The 19558-nt window shown below is 42.2% G+C and carries 9 protein-coding genes; 6 read left to right on the top strand and 3 right to left on the bottom strand.

Annotation, left to right across the window (positions count from 1 at the left end; translation table 11 throughout):
* The first annotated feature begins 136 nt into the window (after window positions 1-136).
* Entirely contained in the window at window positions 137-2575 is a 2439-nt protein-coding gene (locus tag DXD04_RS00270; protein WP_117669967.1) for a glycoside hydrolase family 2 TIM barrel-domain containing protein, read from the top strand.
* Between the two features lie 73 nt (window positions 2576-2648).
* Here DXD04_RS00270 and DXD04_RS00265 read toward each other — a convergent pair whose 3' ends face one another.
* Window positions 2649-5648: a glycoside hydrolase family 2 protein gene (locus DXD04_RS00265; RefSeq protein ID WP_117669965.1), complete on the bottom strand. Its 3000-nt coding sequence runs from the start codon at window positions 5646-5648 to the stop codon at window positions 2649-2651.
* Between the two features lie 29 nt (window positions 5649-5677).
* Window positions 5678-5854 carry a hypothetical protein gene (locus tag DXD04_RS17080; protein WP_409034789.1) on the bottom strand — a complete coding sequence of 59 codons (177 nt, stop codon included), beginning with the start codon at window positions 5852-5854 and terminating at the stop codon, window positions 5678-5680.
* A gap of 594 nt (window positions 5855-6448) precedes the next feature.
* On the opposite strand from DXD04_RS17080, the gene DXD04_RS00260 reads away from it, so the two are divergent.
* The 3 genes from DXD04_RS00260 (at window position 6449) to DXD04_RS00250 (ending at window position 15136) form a co-directional block, all read left to right on the top strand.
* Window positions 6449-9586, top strand: a complete 3138-nt coding sequence (locus tag DXD04_RS00260) for a SusC/RagA family TonB-linked outer membrane protein (RefSeq protein ID WP_117669963.1) — start codon at window positions 6449-6451, stop codon at window positions 9584-9586.
* Window positions 9587-9600: 14 nt separating this feature from the next.
* Window positions 9601-11727, top strand: coding sequence for a RagB/SusD family nutrient uptake outer membrane protein (locus tag DXD04_RS00255; RefSeq protein WP_117669961.1), 2127 nt, complete (start codon window positions 9601-9603; stop codon window positions 11725-11727).
* A 151-nt stretch (window positions 11728-11878) separates the two neighbouring features.
* Window positions 11879-15136: an exo-rhamnogalacturonan lyase family protein gene (locus DXD04_RS00250; RefSeq protein ID WP_117669959.1), complete on the top strand. Its 3258-nt coding sequence runs from the start codon at window positions 11879-11881 to the stop codon at window positions 15134-15136.
* A gap of 86 nt (window positions 15137-15222) precedes the next feature.
* Here DXD04_RS00250 and DXD04_RS00245 read toward each other — a convergent pair whose 3' ends face one another.
* Entirely contained in the window at window positions 15223-17274 is a 2052-nt protein-coding gene (locus DXD04_RS00245; RefSeq protein ID WP_409034788.1) for a beta-galactosidase, read from the bottom strand.
* Window positions 17275-17485: 211 nt separating this feature from the next.
* Between DXD04_RS00245 and DXD04_RS00240 the strand changes: the two genes are divergently transcribed.
* Together DXD04_RS00240 and DXD04_RS00235 are read left to right on the top strand one after the other, a co-directional pair.
* A complete protein-coding gene (locus DXD04_RS00240; RefSeq protein WP_117669957.1) occupies window positions 17486-18109 on the top strand; it encodes a DUF4450 domain-containing protein in 624 nt (207 codons plus the stop codon).
* Window positions 18106-19545 carry a rhamnogalacturonidase gene (locus DXD04_RS00235; RefSeq protein WP_117669955.1) on the top strand — a complete coding sequence of 480 codons (1440 nt, stop codon included), beginning with the start codon at window positions 18106-18108 and terminating at the stop codon, window positions 19543-19545. The genes DXD04_RS00240 and DXD04_RS00235 overlap by 4 nt, the downstream gene beginning before the upstream one ends.
* Window positions 19546-19558: the final 13 nt, after the last annotated feature.

The following is a 19558-nucleotide window of genomic DNA, read 5'->3' as shown; positions in this document are numbered from 1 at the left end:
AAATATTATATGATTGATTATTACGTATTTCTCCAATTTCTCCGCAAATATAGTAAGAGTTCAGGAATAAATAAGGATAGTTTCGAACGAAAAGTTTATCTTTGCTTGATAAATGAGAACCTAATCTTAGAAATCTATGCACATCCGTAAATTCTTTCTGCTCGCTACTATCCTCTGTAGTGTATGCAGTCTCAACGCACAGCGACATGAACAACTCTTGGAAACCGGCTGGAAATTCCACAAAGGAGAAGCCAATGGAGCTGAAACTATTTCATTTAATGATTCTCAATGGGAATCTGTCTGTATTCCACACGACTGGGCCATTTATGGACCGTTTGACCGTAATAATGATTTACAAAATGTAGCCATTACTCAGAACTTGGAGAAACAGGCATCTGTCAAGACCGGACGTACCGGAGGACTTCCTTATGTGGGAGTGGGATGGTATCGCACCCGTTTCGATGCAGACCCTGATAAAAAGACAACACTGGTTTTTGATGGAGCCATGAGTGAAGCCCGTGTGTATGTCAATGGAAAGGAAGCCTGCTTCTGGCCTTTCGGTTACAATTCCTTCCATTGTGACATTACTGAGCTTCTGCACAAAGAAGGAAAAGATAATGTATTGGCTGTACGTCTGGAAAACCGTCCTCAATCTTCCCGCTGGTATCCGGGAGCTGGACTTTACCGGAATGTCCATCTCATTACTGCAGAAAAAATACATGTACCGGTATGGGGTACACAGATTACCACCCCACACGTTGCTAATGACTATGCTTCGGTTTGCCTTCGTACCTCTTTACAGAATGCAGGAAAAGAAGAAATTACCATAGAAACAGAAATTCTAGACCCGAACGGAAAAAGAGTTTCTTTCAAGAAAAACAGCGGACGCATCAATCACAGACAGCCGTTTACACAAAATTTCATTGTGGAAAACCCACAATTGTGGTCGCCCGAAACACCGTTCCTATATCAGGCTGTATCTAAAATCTATGCCAACGGAGAGCTTACAGATACTTATACCACCCGCTTTGGTATCCGTTCCATCGAATTTGTAGCCGACAAAGGCTTTTTCCTGAACGGCCAGCACCGTAAATTCCAGGGGGTGTGCAACCACCACGATTTAGGTCCTTTGGGAGCTGCCATCAACGTATCTGCCCTACGCCACCAGCTTACACTATTGAAAGACATGGGTTGCGATGCCATTCGTACTGCACACAACATGCCGGCACCCGAACTTGTCAGACTCTGCGATGAAATGGGATTCATGATGATGATTGAACCTTTCGATGAATGGGACATTGCCAAATGCGAAAACGGATACCACCGCTATTTCAACGAATGGGCCGAAAAGGACATGGTAAATATGCTACGGCAATACCGGAATAACCCCTGTGTAGTGATGTGGAGCATCGGTAATGAAGTGCCCACCCAATGCAGCAGTGAAGGATACAAAGTAGCCAAGTTCCTGCAAGACATTTGCCATCGGGAAGACCCTACCCGTCCGGTTACCTGCGGCATGGACCAGGTTAGTTGTGTACTCGACAACGGATTTGCGGCTATGCTCGACATTCCTGGATTCAATTATCGCGCACACCGTTATGAAGAAGCCTACCAACGATTGCCCCAGAACCTGGTGTTAGGCTCAGAAACCTCTTCTACCGTCAGCTCACGCGGTGTATATAAATTCCCGGCAGAACGTAAAGCCGATGCCAAATACGAAGACCATCAGTCTTCTTCTTACGACCTAGAATACTGCTCCTGGTCTAATATTCCCGATATAGACTTTGCTCTGGCTGATGACTACCAATGGACTTTGGGGCAATTTGTCTGGACAGGCTTTGATTACTTGGGCGAACCTAGTCCATACGATACAGACGCATGGCCCAACCACAGCTCCATGTTCGGTATTATTGACTTAGCTTCCTTGCCCAAAGACCGGTACTATTTATACCGCAGCGTATGGAACAAGCAAGCTGAAACACTTCATATTCTCCCTCATTGGAACTGGGAAGGCAGAGAAGGAAAAGAAGTACCCGTATTTGTCTATACCAATTATCCGACAGCCGAACTTTTCATCAACGGAAAAAGTTATGGAAAACAGACGAAGAACAACCAAAGCGTAGAAAACCGTTACCGCCTGATGTGGCACAACGCTATTTACGAACCAGGAGAAGTAAAAGTTGTAGCATACGATGAGCATGGCACAGCCAAAGCTGAAAAAATCATCCGCACGGCTGGAAAACCACATCATATTGAATTGGTTTCTTCACGCCAGTCACTCACAGCCGACGGAAAAGAGTTGGCATACGTAACCGTACGTGTTGTGGACAAAGACGGAAATCTCTGCCCCACAGACATGCGCTTGGTGAAATTTAAAGTAAAAGGAGCCGGAAGCTACAAGGCCTCAGCCAATGGAGACCCAACTTGTCTGGATTTGTTCCACCTGCCTCAGATGCACGCCTTCAACGGCATGCTGACTACAATTGTGCAATCAGGAAAAGAAGCAGGAGTTCTTGAGTTACAAGTCACTGCAAAAGGGCTGAAATCAGGAAAGATACAAATCGAAGTAAAATAACCCTCAAGACAACAGCGGGGAAAAGCAGGCATGAAGTGCCTGCTTTTCCCCACTTATATTTTTCCACAGCTTGCTATCTGTTCAGGTTTTCCTTAAATTCAACTTCTACAATACGAAGTTCATGATTGGTTTTATCTCCATCTTTCGCCTTAAACAAATCTAATTCATTGGCTACTGGAGCAGCCACTTCCACAATCTGTCCAAAGGCATCATCCTCTTTACTTGAACCCTTCAACCGGATAGTTATTTCAGAAGCAGGAATCGGTTTCACTTTCAGATGAACGTAACCCAGACTTTTTTCAGTTTCTCCGCTCCAAATCAACTCATCGCCCGCATAAATTTCCAAAGGATAACTACGCATACGCCATCCTGTAAGTTTCATACATATCTCATCCACACGCGCTACCCTTTCAAGGTGATATTTAATCCATGCAGTGGAAGCTTTTCCATCATTTTTCCATTCACTCAATTCATTGTCATCAAAACTCTTACAAGCTTCCTCCGTATTTATTCCGGCCTCTGCAGAGAGCACAGCCACATCCACCGCACGATCTATATAAGAAGGAGACAAAGGTGTTTCTCCACGATCTAAACTTCCTTCCAAATCATCTCCAGGAATGTATGTACTCAGTCCGTTTTGTACTTCTACAGGAGAAGAAACCAGTTCTAATGAGGCGGAAGCCAATCCTTCTGCTTCAGCTCGTACAACCACCTTCCCTGCTGTAACAGACGAGCGCAATAACGCACGGTTCACCCCACATTCCACAGGAAGTTTTTCCGACAAGATATAATTATCCGGGCCTTGCGCTATACCTCCTCGCCATTCTGCCGGACCTTCTACCGTAAAATGAATCAAATCGTTCGCCAGCGGACAACGATTCCCTTCCGCATCGACAACCTCCACTTGCAACAACACCAAATCGGATCCATCGGCTTTCCATCCTTTCGGATGCTGAATGGCAGCTAATTTCAATTTAGCTGGTTTACCTGCGGTTCTTAACTGCATACGCGCAGCTTCTTTTCCGTCATTGTACCCCACAGCTTCCAATACTCCAGGAGTGAAGGCGATTTTATCAAAAGTAAACAAGAAATGATAGTCACACTGAGCCTGTCCCATTGGTTTTCCGTTTAAAAATAACGCCACACTATCCGTATTAGAAACCACATACACAGGCTTGACCACTCCCGGTTCATAATTCCAGTGTCCTACGATATGCAAACGAGGATTTTCCGTATCTACCCATCCGTCCCACATCACTTGATGAGCGAAATAAGAATCTTTCGGAATACGCATCGGGTCTGTATCTCCACTACGCCTATAATTTTCTACTCCACGAAAATGAGTATTTGTATCTGAAAAAATAATCTTAGCGCCGCCTGAGCTTACCCTTTTCCCTGTCCCCGGACGTTCACGCCAGTAATCAAACCAACGAATCACATTCTCAATGGTGAAAGAGTCCTGATTGCGATTGTATACACTGGCATCTGCCTGTTTTTTCGTTTTTCCGGTAGCCGCAGAATGATAAGCACTGTTTCCTTCTCCATCCTTATGATATGGATAGGAGTAATTATCCCAATACTTGCGCAAGCCTTCATCACGGCAATACTCCATGGCCCACATAGGATGATGCGCACTTTTGTTAATATACAACATCTCTCCCCCATACTCGGCATCACGAATATCCAGCATCTCACGAGAACCGATTGCACGCCCACCATGATAATCAAACTCATCACGTATCTTCTTCATCTCCAGCATGTGTTCACGGCTGATTGATTCATTGCCACATTCATAAAAAAGGATACTCGGATTGTTGCGGTTATAGATAATTGCATCCCTCATTACCAGTTTACGCTGCTCCCACTGACGTCCTTTGCAATCTTTTTCTGCATCTCCTGCCGGCATGGCCTGAATTAAACCGACACGGTCGCATGACTCTACATCCTGCTTCCAGGGAGTTACATGCATCCAACGTACCAAATTAGCATTAGCTTTCACCATGAGACCATTGCTGTAATCACTCAACCAGGCAGGCACCGACATTCCCACAGCAGGCCATTCATTACTTGTTCGCTGGGCAAATCCCTTCAACTGAATCACCCGGTCGTTTAACCATACTTTTCCATCGGCAAATCGTGTCTTTCGAAAACCTGTACGCGTAATTACCTCATCCGTTTTCTTTCCTTCTATACACAAAGCTGTCTTTACCGTATACAAATAGCCGTAACCCCAGCTCCAGAAATGTAAGCCTTCCACTTCACTTTCAGCCGAAAGCACTATTTTTTCTCCTGGATTAATTCTTTTCTCCGCGCCACGGAACGCCTTTACAAGCTTCCCGTCACGGTCAAAAAGCTCCACCAAATAACCAACCGTCTGGCTTTTCTTTGTTTCATTTTTCACTTCCGATTCGGCATGAATTCGAGCTTTACGAGCACGCACTTGAATATCTTCCGCGTAAATATAGACACCTGTCGTTTGCAGGTTACTATATAAAGGTAAGGTCTGGTATAACTTATCCGTCACATGTAACCACACATTCTTGGGTAAACCTCCGTAATTTGCATTAAAATTACGGTTACTCCACTGATACTTCACGCCAGTAGCCTTCTCTGCATAGTCCCAATTATTATCAATACGTGCAGCAATAACATTTTCCTTACCCGGCTTTACAAGTGCAGTAAGGTCGAAACCAAAAGCCATCACTCCATTTTCATGCTGACCGACCAAGTGACCGTTCACATACAGATCAATTCCTTGTCGTGCTCCTTCAAATTCGATGAACACCTTTCGTCCTTTGGCGTCAGCAGGTAAACGAAAATGTTTCCGATACCACACAATTGTATCAGTAAGATCCTTGATATTCAGTTTGAAAGCCTCATCCTCATTGAATGCATGAGGAAGTGTAACCGACTTCCATTCCGTATCAGAATAACTCACACTCTCTGCCTGAGCTATATCACCGACTTTTAGCTTCCAGCCACTGTTGAAATTATATTTTTCACGTCCTGCGGCATGAATGCTGCTTATAACCATCAGCAGACATAAACTTATCCATAAAAATCTCAGTCTCATACTATCTAAATATTTTGTGTAAAAATACATTATCTCTTGTAAGAATACATGGAAAAATAAAGATTATAACTGGAATTATTGGTACATAAACAAATAACTTTTATCAGAGTAAGATAAATACGGACGGTAGTACTGGACAGTTCTCTTTTTTCTAGAAAATTCTGATATTGATGAATATGAGATGATCTGATTTGTTCAAGCGGTATATCATGTTCTTTTTTTAAAATCGATTAAAATGTGAAATTGCCGTTTTATATAGTTTTAATGATACGATTTAAATGGATGAAAATTTACATAAAGAAAAAGATTCTTATTGATAGTTTATTTTGTTCTAATCATTTTTTCAGAACTACTTTGCAAAAACTCTGTTTCACAGTGTGGGATTTGTATTTCACACTGTGAAATATGTATCCCACACTGTGGTTTTTATATCCCACAGTGTGAAACAGAGAATTTGTGCCTAAATTTAAAGGAATACATCAAAGGGAAAAGAAGAATTATATAGAGAATTTGTATGTTTGAATGTTAATGAAATAACTTAAATTCTCTAATCTGTTAACAAACCTGCGATATGTATGATAAGATTGTTTGATGAATATGACATAAAAAAGATTTTTATGTCAAAGCAGGCTTAAAAAACTCTTGAAAGGTATTTGTACAAATTTTTCCATGTATCTACACAATTTTACATTGTTTGAAACCTTGCACAATCGTACTTTTACAACGCATTTGAGACAGCAGATGCAAAATATAGAGATATAATGAAACTAACTTTTGTTTAACTTAACCAAATTAGAGGTATGAAAGACAGAAATTGTTCTAGTCTGATGCGTTGCGCTTCCAGCCTGCAACGTTTGTTCTTCTTGGCCTTGTTGTCTATCATCGCGATTGGCGCGTATGCACAAGGCAAGACAGTGTCGGGAACTGTACTCGACAAAAGTGGGGAATCTGTAATTGGTGCGAGCGTAGTAGTAAAAGGAACTACCAACGGTACCATTACTGACTTTGACGGTAAGTTTACCTTATCTAATGTACCAAACAATGCTTCGCTTGAAATCAGCTTCGTGGGCTACAAGACTCAGGTGATTCCGGTACAAGGAAAAAACACATTTAATGTAACGATGGTAGAAGACACTGAAGTACTCGATGAAGTTGTTGTGGTAGGTTACGGTGTGCAGAAAAAGTCAGACGTTACTGGTGCGATGGCACGTGTCGGAGAAAAAGAATTGAAAGCGATGCCTGTTAAAAATGCACTGGAAGGTATGCAAGGTAAAACCGCCGGTGTGGACATTACTTCCAGTCAACGTCCTGGCGAAGTCGGAGATATTAATATTCGTGGTGTACGCTCTATTAATGCGGCACAAAGTCCTCTGTATGTAGTCGACGGTATGATTATTCAGAATGGAGGTATTGAAAACATCAATCCTAGCGACATTGAAAGTATTGACATTTTGAAGGATGCTTCTGCAACTGCCATCTATGGTTCTCGTGGTGCAAATGGTGTGATTTTGGTCACTACCAAAAAAGGGAAAGAAGGAAAAATCTCTCTGAACTATTCAGGAACAGTCACATTTGAAACATTACACGATGTAACACAAATGATGTCTGCATCTGAATGGCTAGATTATGCACGATTAGCCAAGTACAATATGGGATCCTATCCTTCTGCAACTCCAGACTATGCAGCCGATCAGGCCGCTTTTGGAAGTGTAGCCGCTTCTTGGGCAAATATTGAAAAAGCCTGGGCAGGAGGAACATACGACCCTTCAAAAGTTGGTTCGTATGATTGGGCTTCTAACGGAAAACAAACCGGTATTACTCATGAGCATACATTAAGTGCATCTGGAGGTACAGACAAATTCCAAGGATATGCCTCATTTGGATATCTAAATCAGAAAGGAACTCAACCAGGACAATCCTATGAACGTTATACCTTAAAGACATCATTTGATGCCAATCCTATTTCTTTTTTCAAAATGGGAACATCAATCAATGCATCTTACTCTACTCAGGACTATGGATATAGTTTTACAAAATCAGTTACCGGTGCAGGTGACCTCTACGGAGCATTAAGAGGAATGTTGCCCTGGACTGTTCCTTACGATGAAGATGGAAAATACATCCGTAATCCGAATGGAGATGTTAATATCATCAACCCTATCCGTGAATTAAATTATAATACAAACCAACGTCGTACATTCCGTGCTAATGCCAGTATGTATGCACAAGTTGATTTTGAGAAAATCTGGGAACCCTTAAAAGGCTTATCTTACCGTATCCAGTTTGGCCCAGAATTCCAGTTTTATACATTAGGAATGGCCAATGCTGCAGATGGTATCAATGGAGATGGAAACAACAGAGCTCAATACAAAAATGAGCAGAAACGTTCATGGACATTAGATAACTTGATTTATTATAACCGTCAATTTGCAGAAAAGCATAATTTAGGATTAACTTTAATGCAATCTGCTTCCGCTTATCATTATGAAATGGGAGACATGCGTGCTACAGACGTAGCCTCTTCTCAAGAATTGTGGTATAACCTTGCTAGTGCGGGTACACTTGGTTCTTTTGGAACAGGATTAACAGAAACCCAAATGACATCTTATATGATTCGAGCCAACTACGGCTTCATGGACAAATATTTGCTGACAGCATCTATGCGTTGGGATGGTGCCTCACAGCTAGCTCCTGGTCATAAATGGGCAAGTTTCCCCTCTATGGCATTGGCATGGCGTATTGATCAGGAAGATTTCATGAAAAACATCAATTGGCTTAGCCAGTTAAAATTACGTTTGGGATTTGGTGTCACAGGTAATGCTGCAATCAGCGCTTATGCAACCAAAGGTCCGCTTCAAGCCATGTATTATAACTGGGGACAACAGAACTCTTCATTAGGATACTTACCTTCTGACCCGTCACTTGCAGCAGACGACATTGTAAAAATGGCTAATCCTGATTTAGGATGGGAAAGAACTACACAATACAATTTAGGTATTGATTATGGATTCTTGAATAATCGTTTGACTGGTAGTATCGATGCCTATAAAACCAAAACAAATGATTTGTTATTGTTAATGTCAATTCCTATCACTAATGGATATGGTTCTACATACGCAAATGTAGGTAAGACTTCTGGCTGGGGTATTGATCTTCAATTGAATGCAATCCCTGTACAAACTAAAGATTTTTCTTGGAACACTACTCTCACATGGTCTATGGATAGAAACCAAATTGATGAGTTGTCCAATGGAAGAACAGAAGACGTGAATAACAGATGGTTTGTAGGTGAAGAAATCGGAGTATATTATGACTATGTATACGATGGTATATGGAAAACCTCAGAAGCTTCTGAAGCAGCAAAATATGGACGTAAACCAGGTCAGATAAAAGTAAAAGATTTGAATAATGACGGAACAATCGATGCCACAAACGACCGTCAGATTGTCGGCAAAATACGTCCTGACTGGACTGCCGGATGGAACAATACGTTCAGTTACAAAAATTTTGAATTATCCTTCTTTATTCTTTCACGCTGGGGATTTACTGTTCCTCAAGGCGCTGCAAGTCTAGACGGACGTTACATGATGCGTAAACTGGACTATTGGGTTGCAGGCACAAATGAAAATGCTGCATATTATTCTCCAGGCTCTAACGGTGAAGCAGCAGACACCTACAGCTCATCCATGAATTATCAGGATGGATCTTACATCAAAGTACGTAATATTTCTTTGGGCTATAACTTTACCCAAAAACAACTGAAGAATACCGGTTTGAACAATTTAAAGGTTTATGTACAAGCTATGAATCCTTTCAGCATCTACAAAGCATGCGATTGGCTGGATACAGATTTATTGAATTATGATAATAATACCAAGACTTTCGGATCTGCTACAACGATAAAGAGTTTTGTTATTGGTTTGAATATTGGATTCTAAAAAATGAAAAAATTATGAAGCTTAATAAGATATTATTCTCAGCATTAATGCTCAGTGCCATAAATGGAGCCATGACATCATGCAGCGACTCCTTTTTGGAAGAAGATCAAATTACACAATATGATACAAGCTATTTCAATACCCAGGAAGGGTTGGATGGTCTCGTAACAGGAGCATACGAAAAATTAAAATTCAAATTTAATTATGTATGGGCTATTGAATGTTATAACATGGGAGTGGATGAATTCACAGATGCCAATAATACCATGCCTGCTTGGAACCATTATAGCAAAGACCTGAATTCAGCAGAAACAGGTGCCAATCAGCCTTTATGGGACAATATGTTTGCACTCATCAGAGCAGCAAATATCATTGTTACCAACATCCCTCAATATTATGACCAAAATAGTGACACGTATAATACCAGATTAGGAGAAGGATACTTCCTGAGAGCATTCGCTTATTTTGAATTGGTAAAACAATTTGGAGGTGTACCTCTAGTTTTATCTTATTCTAATAATGTTGAAACTAATTTTGGAAGAAACAGCGCAGAAGAAGTATATAAACAAATCATCTCAGACTTAGGAGAGGCATATAAGTTACTTCCAGAAACAGCTTCTGAAGGAACAGGAAGAATAACCAAATATGCGGCTGCGCATTATTTGGCTAAGGCTCACTTATTCCGTGCTTCTGAAATAAACGAAGAATGGAACAGCCAGTATGTAGCAGATGACTTGGACGCTGTTATTACTTACGGAACGGAAGTTTTCAACAAACATCCTTTATGTAAGAATTACATCGATCTTTGGAACTATACAGAGCCCAATGGAGCAAATGAAAAAGTAAGTGAAGTAGTTTTGGCTGCGCAGTTCTCTAACGATGAATCCACATGGGGACGTTTTGGCAATCAGATGCACCTGTATTATCCATCTGTATATCAAGATATGGCTGGTACCAAAAGAGATATATCTGGAGGTCGCGAATTTTCCTATGTCAGTGCAACAGAATATACCATGCAAGTTTTTGACCGTATCAATGACTCCCGTTTCTGGAAATCGTTCATTACGTGCTATGGCGCAAATGATACTAATGGAGCTCCAGTATGGACAGCAAAAGATATTGCTAGCGGAAAAGCACCCGCAGGAGCCCAAAAAGATGGCAAACGCTTTAAAGCAGGCGATGTCGGAATTCGATATATTGTAAACAATCCCGGTGATACTCGTTTCAGCAATTATGAAGAAATAAATGAAGAAACAGGTGAACCCGTTACAGTTGAAGGTAAAGTATTAAAAAATGGACAGCTTTGCAACACTCATACTTTTGTTAGATACTTTGCAGGCGAAAGTCAAAACTGGAACACAGGAACCACACATACTGGTAACTATTATTCCATTATTCCTCACAAACGCTCTGTAGCACTATCAAAATTCCGTGACGGTTATCGTAATTCAATCGCTTCACAATTTGGAACCAGAGACGCAATTCTGGCTCGTTCAGCAGATGACGTATTAATGGTTGCAGAAGCTTATATTCGTAAGGGAGAAAGCCATTATGCCGATGCAATTGCCTGGATTAATATACTGCGTGATCGTGCAGCTTACAAAGTAAATGAGAATCGTGGAGTACATATCGATGGTGGACAAGCTTATAAAACCAATACTTACTGCGCTGGAAAAGGAGGAGGTTACTCTGCTGACGGAGCCATCTATTCTGAACAGAACACTTATTATGAATCTAATAACCTGGAAGGACAGGAAAGTGTTTACAATGCACAGTCATCTCTTTCAGGCATGCACCTGAACAGCGTAAACGATGTATATAATTCTCAAACAGATGCACCTATCTATCACGCTCTGAATTGCACTAGCAATGCAGAAAAAATGATGTGCTTCTTGTTGAACGAACGTACACGTGAACTTTGTGGCGAAGGATATAGATGGGAAGACCTAGCACGCACAAAAACTCTTGATGCACGTTGGCATGCATTTAACGATGGTGTAAGCCGTGGAATTGGAGAATTTGACCCTGCAATACATTATTATCGCCCAATACCTCAATCTTATCTGGATGGTGTTACCAATAATAGTGGAGCAGCTCTGACCAATGAAGAAAAACGAGCTTTGCAAAACCCTGGATATTAATTGTATTATCCATTAAATATCAAGAGGTGTTTCTCTCCAAAGAGGAACACCTCTTTTTTTGTACAAATTTACAGCAACATGTACAATCTTCCATCCCTGAAAAGAGCAGCTTTCCCGTACTTTGTAAAATAAATATTTTTCCAATAAGACTATGAAGAAACTGTGGTTAATAGGACTCTTGATATGTAGTCCTTTTACAATGAATGCACAATCCGGAACAACATCCGGACTGGACAAAAGCCATTTCAGCAAATACTGGAAGGTAGAATCCGAATCTCCTGACTATAAAGTTTCCTTTTCAGGAGATACCTGTGAAATTTTATCTCCTAAAGGACTGACTTTATGGAGAAAAGAAAAAATGTCGGGCAACGTAACCATTGAATACGATGCCTGTGTGGCAGTAGAAGGGAAACCAGGTGACAGACTAAGCGACTTAAACTGCTTCTGGATGGCTTCCGACCCGAAAGCTTCTGACATCTGGAAACGCATGAACTGGCGAAACGGAGTTTTCGTAAACTGCTACAGCCTTCAGCTGTATTATCTGGGATATGGAGGTAACTACAATTCTACCACTCGTTTCCGCCGTTATGACGGCAATGAAGCCGCGGTAACAGATGAAAAGGTACGTCCTGCCATTTTGAAAGAATATAAAGACCAAGATAATCTGTTGACAGCAAATAAATGGTATCACATTAAGATTCAAAATACAGACAACAGAGTACGCTATTACATCGATGGGAAATTACTTGTCGACTTTTATGACCCGTCACCGTTGACTTCCGGCTGGTTCGGTTTCCGTACCACATTGTCCCGAACCCGTATTACTAATTTCAAATACTCCATTGAAAAAGAAAAAGCTACTGAAGCTCCTTTACACTGGATTGGAAAGGTTCCAGAACAAGCACGCCCCATCAGTTTTGGAGTTCCGTTCAAACAAGGTAAAGTAAAATCAGGTACCCCCTTGTGTGTACAAACTGAAAACGGAGAATTAGTGGAGGCCGACACATGGACCACAGCATACTGGCCCGATGGATCTGTAAAATGGGCCGGTATGGCTGCTGTTATTCCGGGTAATACCCGCTCGGTAAAAATAATACCTTCTTCTAAAAAGAAAAAAACAACCCATACAGAAGAAATTCATGTTACAGAATCCGAAGACCAACTGACTATAGCCACTGGAAAAATTACTGCTTTTATTCCTAAATCTGGAACTTGTATTCTCGACAGTCTTCTGTATGGAAATGTGAAAGTGGGTGGAAAGGCGGATTTGATTGCCAGCACACAAGATTCTCCATCACGAGAAGATGCCACTGAGATTCATTATCAGTCATTCAATAGCCACATCAAAAAAGCCGTAATTGAACAGCAAGGAAAGATACGTACTACCATCAAACTGGAAGGTGTACAGCAGGGAAAAGACGGACGTGAATGGCTTCCATTCACTCTGCGAATGTATTTTTACGCAGGAAACGAACAAATCAAGGTGGTACACTCTTTCATCTACGATGGAGACCAAAACAAAGATTTTATCCGCTCATTAGGAGTACGATTCCAGGTTCCAATGAGAGAGGATTTATATAACCGTCATGTAGCCTTCGCCTGTGCCGACGGAGGTGTATGGAGCGAACCGGTTAAACCGCTGGTGGGAAGAAGAATTCTGACACTCGACAAAGACCAAAGCTGGCAAAAGCAACAGATGGAAGGCAAACGCATCCCTGAATACCAGCGTTTTGATGCAAAAAACAGAAGTTTAATTGACAATTGGGCTGCATGGGATAATTTCCGTCTCTCTCAACTTACAGACAATTCTTTCAGCATCCGCAAACGGGCTACAGAAGACAGTCCCTGGATTGGTACATTTACAGGCACACAAGCCGGAGGATATGCTTTTGCCGGTGATGTCAGCGGAGGAATGGGAGTTGCCTTACAGGATTTCTGGCAGGCCTATCCTTCTACCCTGGAAGTACAACATGCACGCAGTCAGGAGGCTTCACTGATTGTCTGGTTATGGAGTCCGGAGTCAGAAGCTATGGATTTAAGACACTATGACAAGGTAGCACACGACCTGATAGCCAGCTATGAAGACGTACAGGAAGGAATGAGTACCCCCTATGGTATTGCTCGCACACACACGCTGACCGTTGTTCCACAAGCTGCTTATCCGGGTAAAGCCGGCATTGCAGAAACGGCACAGATTCTATCAGAAGCAGCTTCGCTGATGTGTACACCGGAATATCTCCATGCCTGCCGGGCTTTTGGCATCTGGTCATTGCCTGATCGAAGTAATCCGCAGCGCAGCAAAGTAGAAGACCGTCTGAATGCTTATATCGATTTATATCAAAACGCCATTGCCCAACATAAATGGTATGGCTTTTGGAACTATGGTGACTTAATGCATGCTTACGATCCGATACGCCACTCTTGGAGATACGATGTAGGCGGATATGCGTGGGATAACACCGAACTAGCATCCAACATGTGGCTGTGGTATAATTTCCTGCGTACAGGAAGGCAGGACATCTGGAAAATGGCAGAAGCCATCACACGTCATACGGCAGAAGTGGATGTATATCACATCGGTCCCAATGCAGGTTTAGGAAGCCGTCACAACGTCAGCCACTGGGGATGCGGTGCAAAAGAAGCTCGTATCAGTCAGGCCGCCTGGAATCGTTTTTATTATTACCTGACTACAGACGAAAGAGCCGGCGACTTAATGAAAGAAGTAACCGATGCAGACCAGAAGCTGTATACACTCGACCCGATGCGTTTGGCTGAGCCAAAGAGCCAGTTCCCATGCAGCGCACCTGCCCGATTACGCATCGGCCCCGACTGGCTGGCCTATGCAGGCAACTGGATGACTGAATGGGAACGTACACAGAACACGAAGTACCGAGACAAGATCATCACAGGCATGAAGAGTATTGCAGCCCTGAAAAATGGATTGTTCACTGGAAATATGGCCTTAGGATATGACCCGGCAACCGGAGTAATCAGTTATGAGGGCGATCCCAATAGACAGAATACCAATCACCTGATGACTATCATGGGAGGCTTTGAAATAATGAATGAAATGCAGGAAATGATTCAGGTCCCGGAATTCAACAAAGTATGGCTGGAACATGCACGCGATTACAAACAGAAATCACTCGAAATAACACGTAACCGTTTCCGGGTTTGCAGACTGATGGCATACGCAGCGTCTCATCTATATGACCCGAAAACAGCCGCAGAGGCCTGGAAAGATTTATGGAGCAAACTGGAACATACTCCGGCACCGGAATTCAAGATAGAAAAAGTGCTTCCCCCGGAAGTCCCGGCAGCTATGGATGAATGTAAGACAATCAGCACCAACGATGCTGCATTATGGAGCCTGGATGCGATTTATATGCAGGAGGTAATTCCGCAGTAAACCACATCAATAGATAATAAAAACGGCTTTAAATGACAGGAGAACATCATTTAAAGCCGTTTTTTACATCCTATATTTTCTCTCTTCTAAAACTTGAAGACCAATACACCGGCTGTAGCAATATTAGGAGTACCAATCAACACTTTTGCTCCTTGAGGAAGTGCAAACTGATAAGGCTGGTCACTATAGTTTAGCACTATACCTAATCCGTTACGATATTCCATTGTTACGCCGTAAGGTAGATTCATTACTTCGATTTGCAAACGACTATACAACTTATCCAAAACCTGACGCTCCAAAGCCCCGTCTGAACTGTCTACTCCGATATAAGTCACAGACCCCTTTCCTAATTTACGGAAAGTAACCGCAGGTTTTCCTTCATAAAACTCATTCGTGTAAGTAGCCCAAACCTCATTGGAAGCACCGGGTTGCAGAATCTCTCCCCAAGTATTCCAGGTATAGACTTTTCCATCCATCTTTACTTGTCCTGGATCTTGAGGCAACAACAAGTCATAAAACTCCATGTGATTCCCAGTCAACTCATCAATCATTGAACCAAAAGGAGCCTCTGGCAAACGTCCGAAACGGTCTTTCTGTGCGGTACGGCAAGTCAGTACCAAGTTTCCTCCTTCTTCCACATATTTTTTCCACCTTGCTACCAGTTCTTTATCAGCCAACTGATATGCCGGAACTATCATCACCGGATATTGTGAGAAATCTTTCTCTTCAGAAATAAAATCTACAGGAGCTGCATACGACTTAAGTGTACGATAATATTTATCTACATGAGCAAAGGTATTCCATGTTGCATTCTGTTTCTGACGGTCAATACTCCAATAGTTTTCCGGATTCCACAAAATAGCAGTCTTCCGTTTCAGATAGGTTTCCGGTTTATCTTCCTTCGGACGATAATCTTTTCTCAAAGAACGGATTTCTTTCATGAACTGTTCATACTCTCGTCCACCAGGTGTCACTGTCACACCATCTGTACCCACAATACCATAATGATACTGCTCAGTTCCATACAAAGGCTGACGATAGCGATACGTACAGATAAAATCAGAACCTCCGGCAAATACACTCCATAGCCACAAACGGACAGCACCCGGCAAGGGTTGAGGATTGATACTTCCCCAGTTTACCTGTCCCGGCTGCAACTCCATTACCCCGTAAGTACCATTTACCGGACGGAAAAAGTCATTTGCCATGGCAATACGTAAAGGATTTCCCACACGATACCCTCTACGACCGATACCTTCATTGTCACCATATACCATATAACGGGTATAGCTGACAAAATCCAGGTCCTTGCTACCTCCAATATGTCCTTTGTCATAATCTGGAATATAATTGGTAGTCACCCACTGATTCTTGGCATATTTCTTGATTAATCTGCATTGCTCATTCAAAAAATCATTAGTCTGCTTAGCTGCAAACCGACGATAATCCAGAATCTGATGATGATTCATAAACATTTGGGCAGTTTTAGGCAAGGTGATTTCCTCAAACTGAGAATAGACTTCACTCCAGAAAGCTGTTCCCCAGGCTGCGTTTAGTTCCTGAATATTGTGATGATATTTCTCTTTCAAGAATTCCCGGAAAGCTTCTTCTGCTGCCTGATTATAGTCAAATTGTACAGCAGGCTCATTATCCAGCTGCCAGCCAATGATACGCGAGTCATTTCCATAATGGCGGGCCAGTTCTTCAATCATACGATAGGCCAATTTCCGGTAAACAGGAGACGCAAAAGAAGCATGCTGACGTGCCCCGTGATCTTGCACAGTGCCATCTTCAGACTTCAGCAAAATCTCCGGATATTTACGGCTTAACCACACAGGAGGAGTAGCGGTGGAAGTACACATCACGACCTTCAAATCATATTTGGCCGCCAACGCAACCGCCCGGTCCAGCCAAGAAAAATCATACACTCCTTCCTGAGGCTCCAGCTGTGCCCAGGCAAACTCTGCAAAATGGGTAAATTCAAATCCTAGTTCATGCATTTGTTTTAAATCGCGTTCCCATTGACTTTCCTCCCAGTGCTCCGGATAATAATAAGCTCCTGTCAATGTCAAGTCTTTGTCATTAAACCAGGTATGCTGGGCAAAAATCCCCCCACAGAACAGACAGCCGCATACCATTGCAAGCAAACGTTTTTTCATTGTATTCAAGTATTAGTTTTGAAATGTATTACCCTTGCAAAGGTAGAAGGAAATCGCAATCAACTTGTATGATAGTTCATTTTTTTCAGGAAAGTGTATGATAATCGAGGAACATGTATAATAATCCATGCTCCTTTCAATTCAAGATGCGTAACTTTGCTGAAACAAGGACAACATTTTATCAAGAACTATGAATTCACTGAAATCATTTGTGACTGGATTTTTTTTATGGGGCATTTTAGAAGGTATTTCTGCACAAAATAAAGTACTTTCTTTCTCTATGCCCGATGGAGTAGGCACACTCCGATTAGGCATTATTGAAAACGACTCAAGCCGATGGCTGGATGAGAAACAGACACAGCTGCATATCGATTGCCATCCACTCAGTGATACAAAAGGATTCATTCTGGAAATCGAAAATAAGAGAGAAGATATTACGTTGGGATGGGCTTTCGGAGGATGCGACGCAATCGCTCCCGAATCAGGTATTCAACCTCAATATTGCAAAGACAACGTTTTCAATATAGAAGGTACACAGGTTACAATCTACCACGGGAAAGTCATGCAATTAAAAGTGACCAATCTCATAGTTCCTTCAGCTTCTTCCATTCGTTTATCTGACGGACATAAACAAGATACTCCGCTGACACTTTTCACATCCGGGAAAAAAACGGATGCACCCGTATTAGCAGCAACCTGCCTGATTCGTAAAGGAGAGAAGGTGTACTTCTGCGCATACAAGCAAAATGCAAAGGCTGACTATACTGACTACATGTTACCTGAATTGTTTTACCAAGAAAAACAGCAACCATGAATAAGACAATCATCATCTGCCTGTGGATTTTGTTCCTCTGTACAAACATACTGCAAGCAAAAATATATAACGTAAAAGATTTTGGAGCCGTAGGCGACGGACAGCACATTGATTCTGAGGCTATCAACCAGGCTATCGTGCAAGCTGCCCGCGAAGGAGGTGGAACAATATATATTCCCGCTGGAGAGTATGCCTGTTATTCTATCCGGCTTGCCAACCAGATTCATCTGTATCTGGAACAAGGCGCTACAGTTGTGGCCGCTTTCCCTACAGCCGAAAAGGGATATGACAAGGCAGAGCCTAATCCTCATAACAGCTTCCAGGATTTCGGACACAGCCACTGGAAAAATTCCCTTATCTGGGGAATTAACCTGCAAGATATTACAATCAGTGGTCCAGGAAATATTGACGGAAAAGGATTGACACGCGAAGAAAGCCGACGCGACGGAGTAGGCAATAAAGCCATCAGTCTGAAAGAATGCAAGAATGTTACACTGAAAGATCTGTCCATGTTCCGCTGCGGTCACTTCACTCTACTGGCTACTGGAGTAGACAACTTGACCCTCAACAATCTGAAAGTAGATACCAACCGTGACGGATTTGACATAGACTGTTGCAAAAATGTACGTATCAGCCGATGCAGTGTCAACACTCCATGGGATGATGCTATTGTACTAAAATCATCTTATGCATTAGGATACTTTAAAGATACGGAAAATGTAACGATTTCTGACTGCTTTGTCAGCGGATACGACCGTGGAAGTATGCTCTGCGGTACTTGGGAACTGGATGAGCCTCAGGCACCGGACCATGGCTACCGTACAGGACGTATCAAACTGGGTACAGAATCTAGTGGAGGATTTAAGAATATCACCGTAACCAACTGCATTTTCGAACATTGCAGGGGACTGGCTTTGGAAACAGTAGACGGAGGACATCTGGAAGACATCGAAATCAGCCATATCACCATGCGACACATTGTCAATGCCAGCATCTTTCTCCGTCTGGGGGCCCGTATGCGAAGCCCCGAAGGAACTCCAGCCGGAAGTATGAAGCGCATCCGTATCAGTCACATTAATGCATACGATGTAGATTCCCGTTATTCTTCCATTATCAGCGGTATCCCTAATGGGATTATAGAAGATGTTACCTTCGACCATATTCACTTGTATTATAAAGGAGGATATACAAAAGAGGATGGAAAAAGAGAGCTTCCAGAACAAGAAAAGGTATATCCTGAACCATGGATGTTCGGTACTATCCCAGCAAAAGGATTCTACATTTCACATGCTAAGAATATTTCGTTTCATCATATCAATTTCTATTATGAGAAACCGGATGGACGTCCTTTATTCGTAACCAAAGATGTAGAAAACATTCGCTTTACAGATATTCGGGAGAATGGAGAAGATGTTTCAATCACAATAAATCAATAATCAAATATCACAT

Origin of the sequence: Phocaeicola plebeius (assembly GCF_003437535.1) — a bacterium.
Taxonomy (GTDB): Bacteria; Bacteroidota; Bacteroidia; order Bacteroidales; family Bacteroidaceae; genus Phocaeicola; species Phocaeicola plebeius_A.
This window is presented reverse-complemented; position numbering and strand designations above follow the sequence as displayed.

Excerpts from the sequence above, each read along its gene's own strand:
- DXD04_RS00255 (WP_117669961.1), top strand. The coding sequence starts at position 9,601 with ATGAAGCTTAATAAGATATTATTCTCAGCATTAATGCTCAGTGCCATA.
- DXD04_RS00260 (WP_117669963.1), top strand. The coding sequence starts at position 6,449 with ATGAAAGACAGAAATTGTTCTAGTCTGATGCGTTGCGCTTCCAGCCTG.
- DXD04_RS00270 (WP_117669967.1), top strand. The coding sequence starts at position 137 with ATGCACATCCGTAAATTCTTTCTGCTCGCTACTATCCTCTGTAGTGTA.
- DXD04_RS00245 (WP_409034788.1), bottom strand. The coding sequence starts at position 17,274 with ATGGTATGCGGCTGTCTGTTCTGTGGGGGGATTTTTGCCCAGCATACC.
- DXD04_RS00265 (WP_117669965.1), bottom strand. The coding sequence starts at position 5,648 with ATGAGACTGAGATTTTTATGGATAAGTTTATGTCTGCTGATGGTTATA.
- DXD04_RS00250 (WP_117669959.1), top strand. The coding sequence starts at position 11,879 with ATGAAGAAACTGTGGTTAATAGGACTCTTGATATGTAGTCCTTTTACA.
- DXD04_RS00235 (WP_117669955.1), top strand. The coding sequence starts at position 18,106 with ATGAATAAGACAATCATCATCTGCCTGTGGATTTTGTTCCTCTGTACA.
- DXD04_RS00240 (WP_117669957.1), top strand. The coding sequence starts at position 17,486 with ATGAATTCACTGAAATCATTTGTGACTGGATTTTTTTTATGGGGCATT.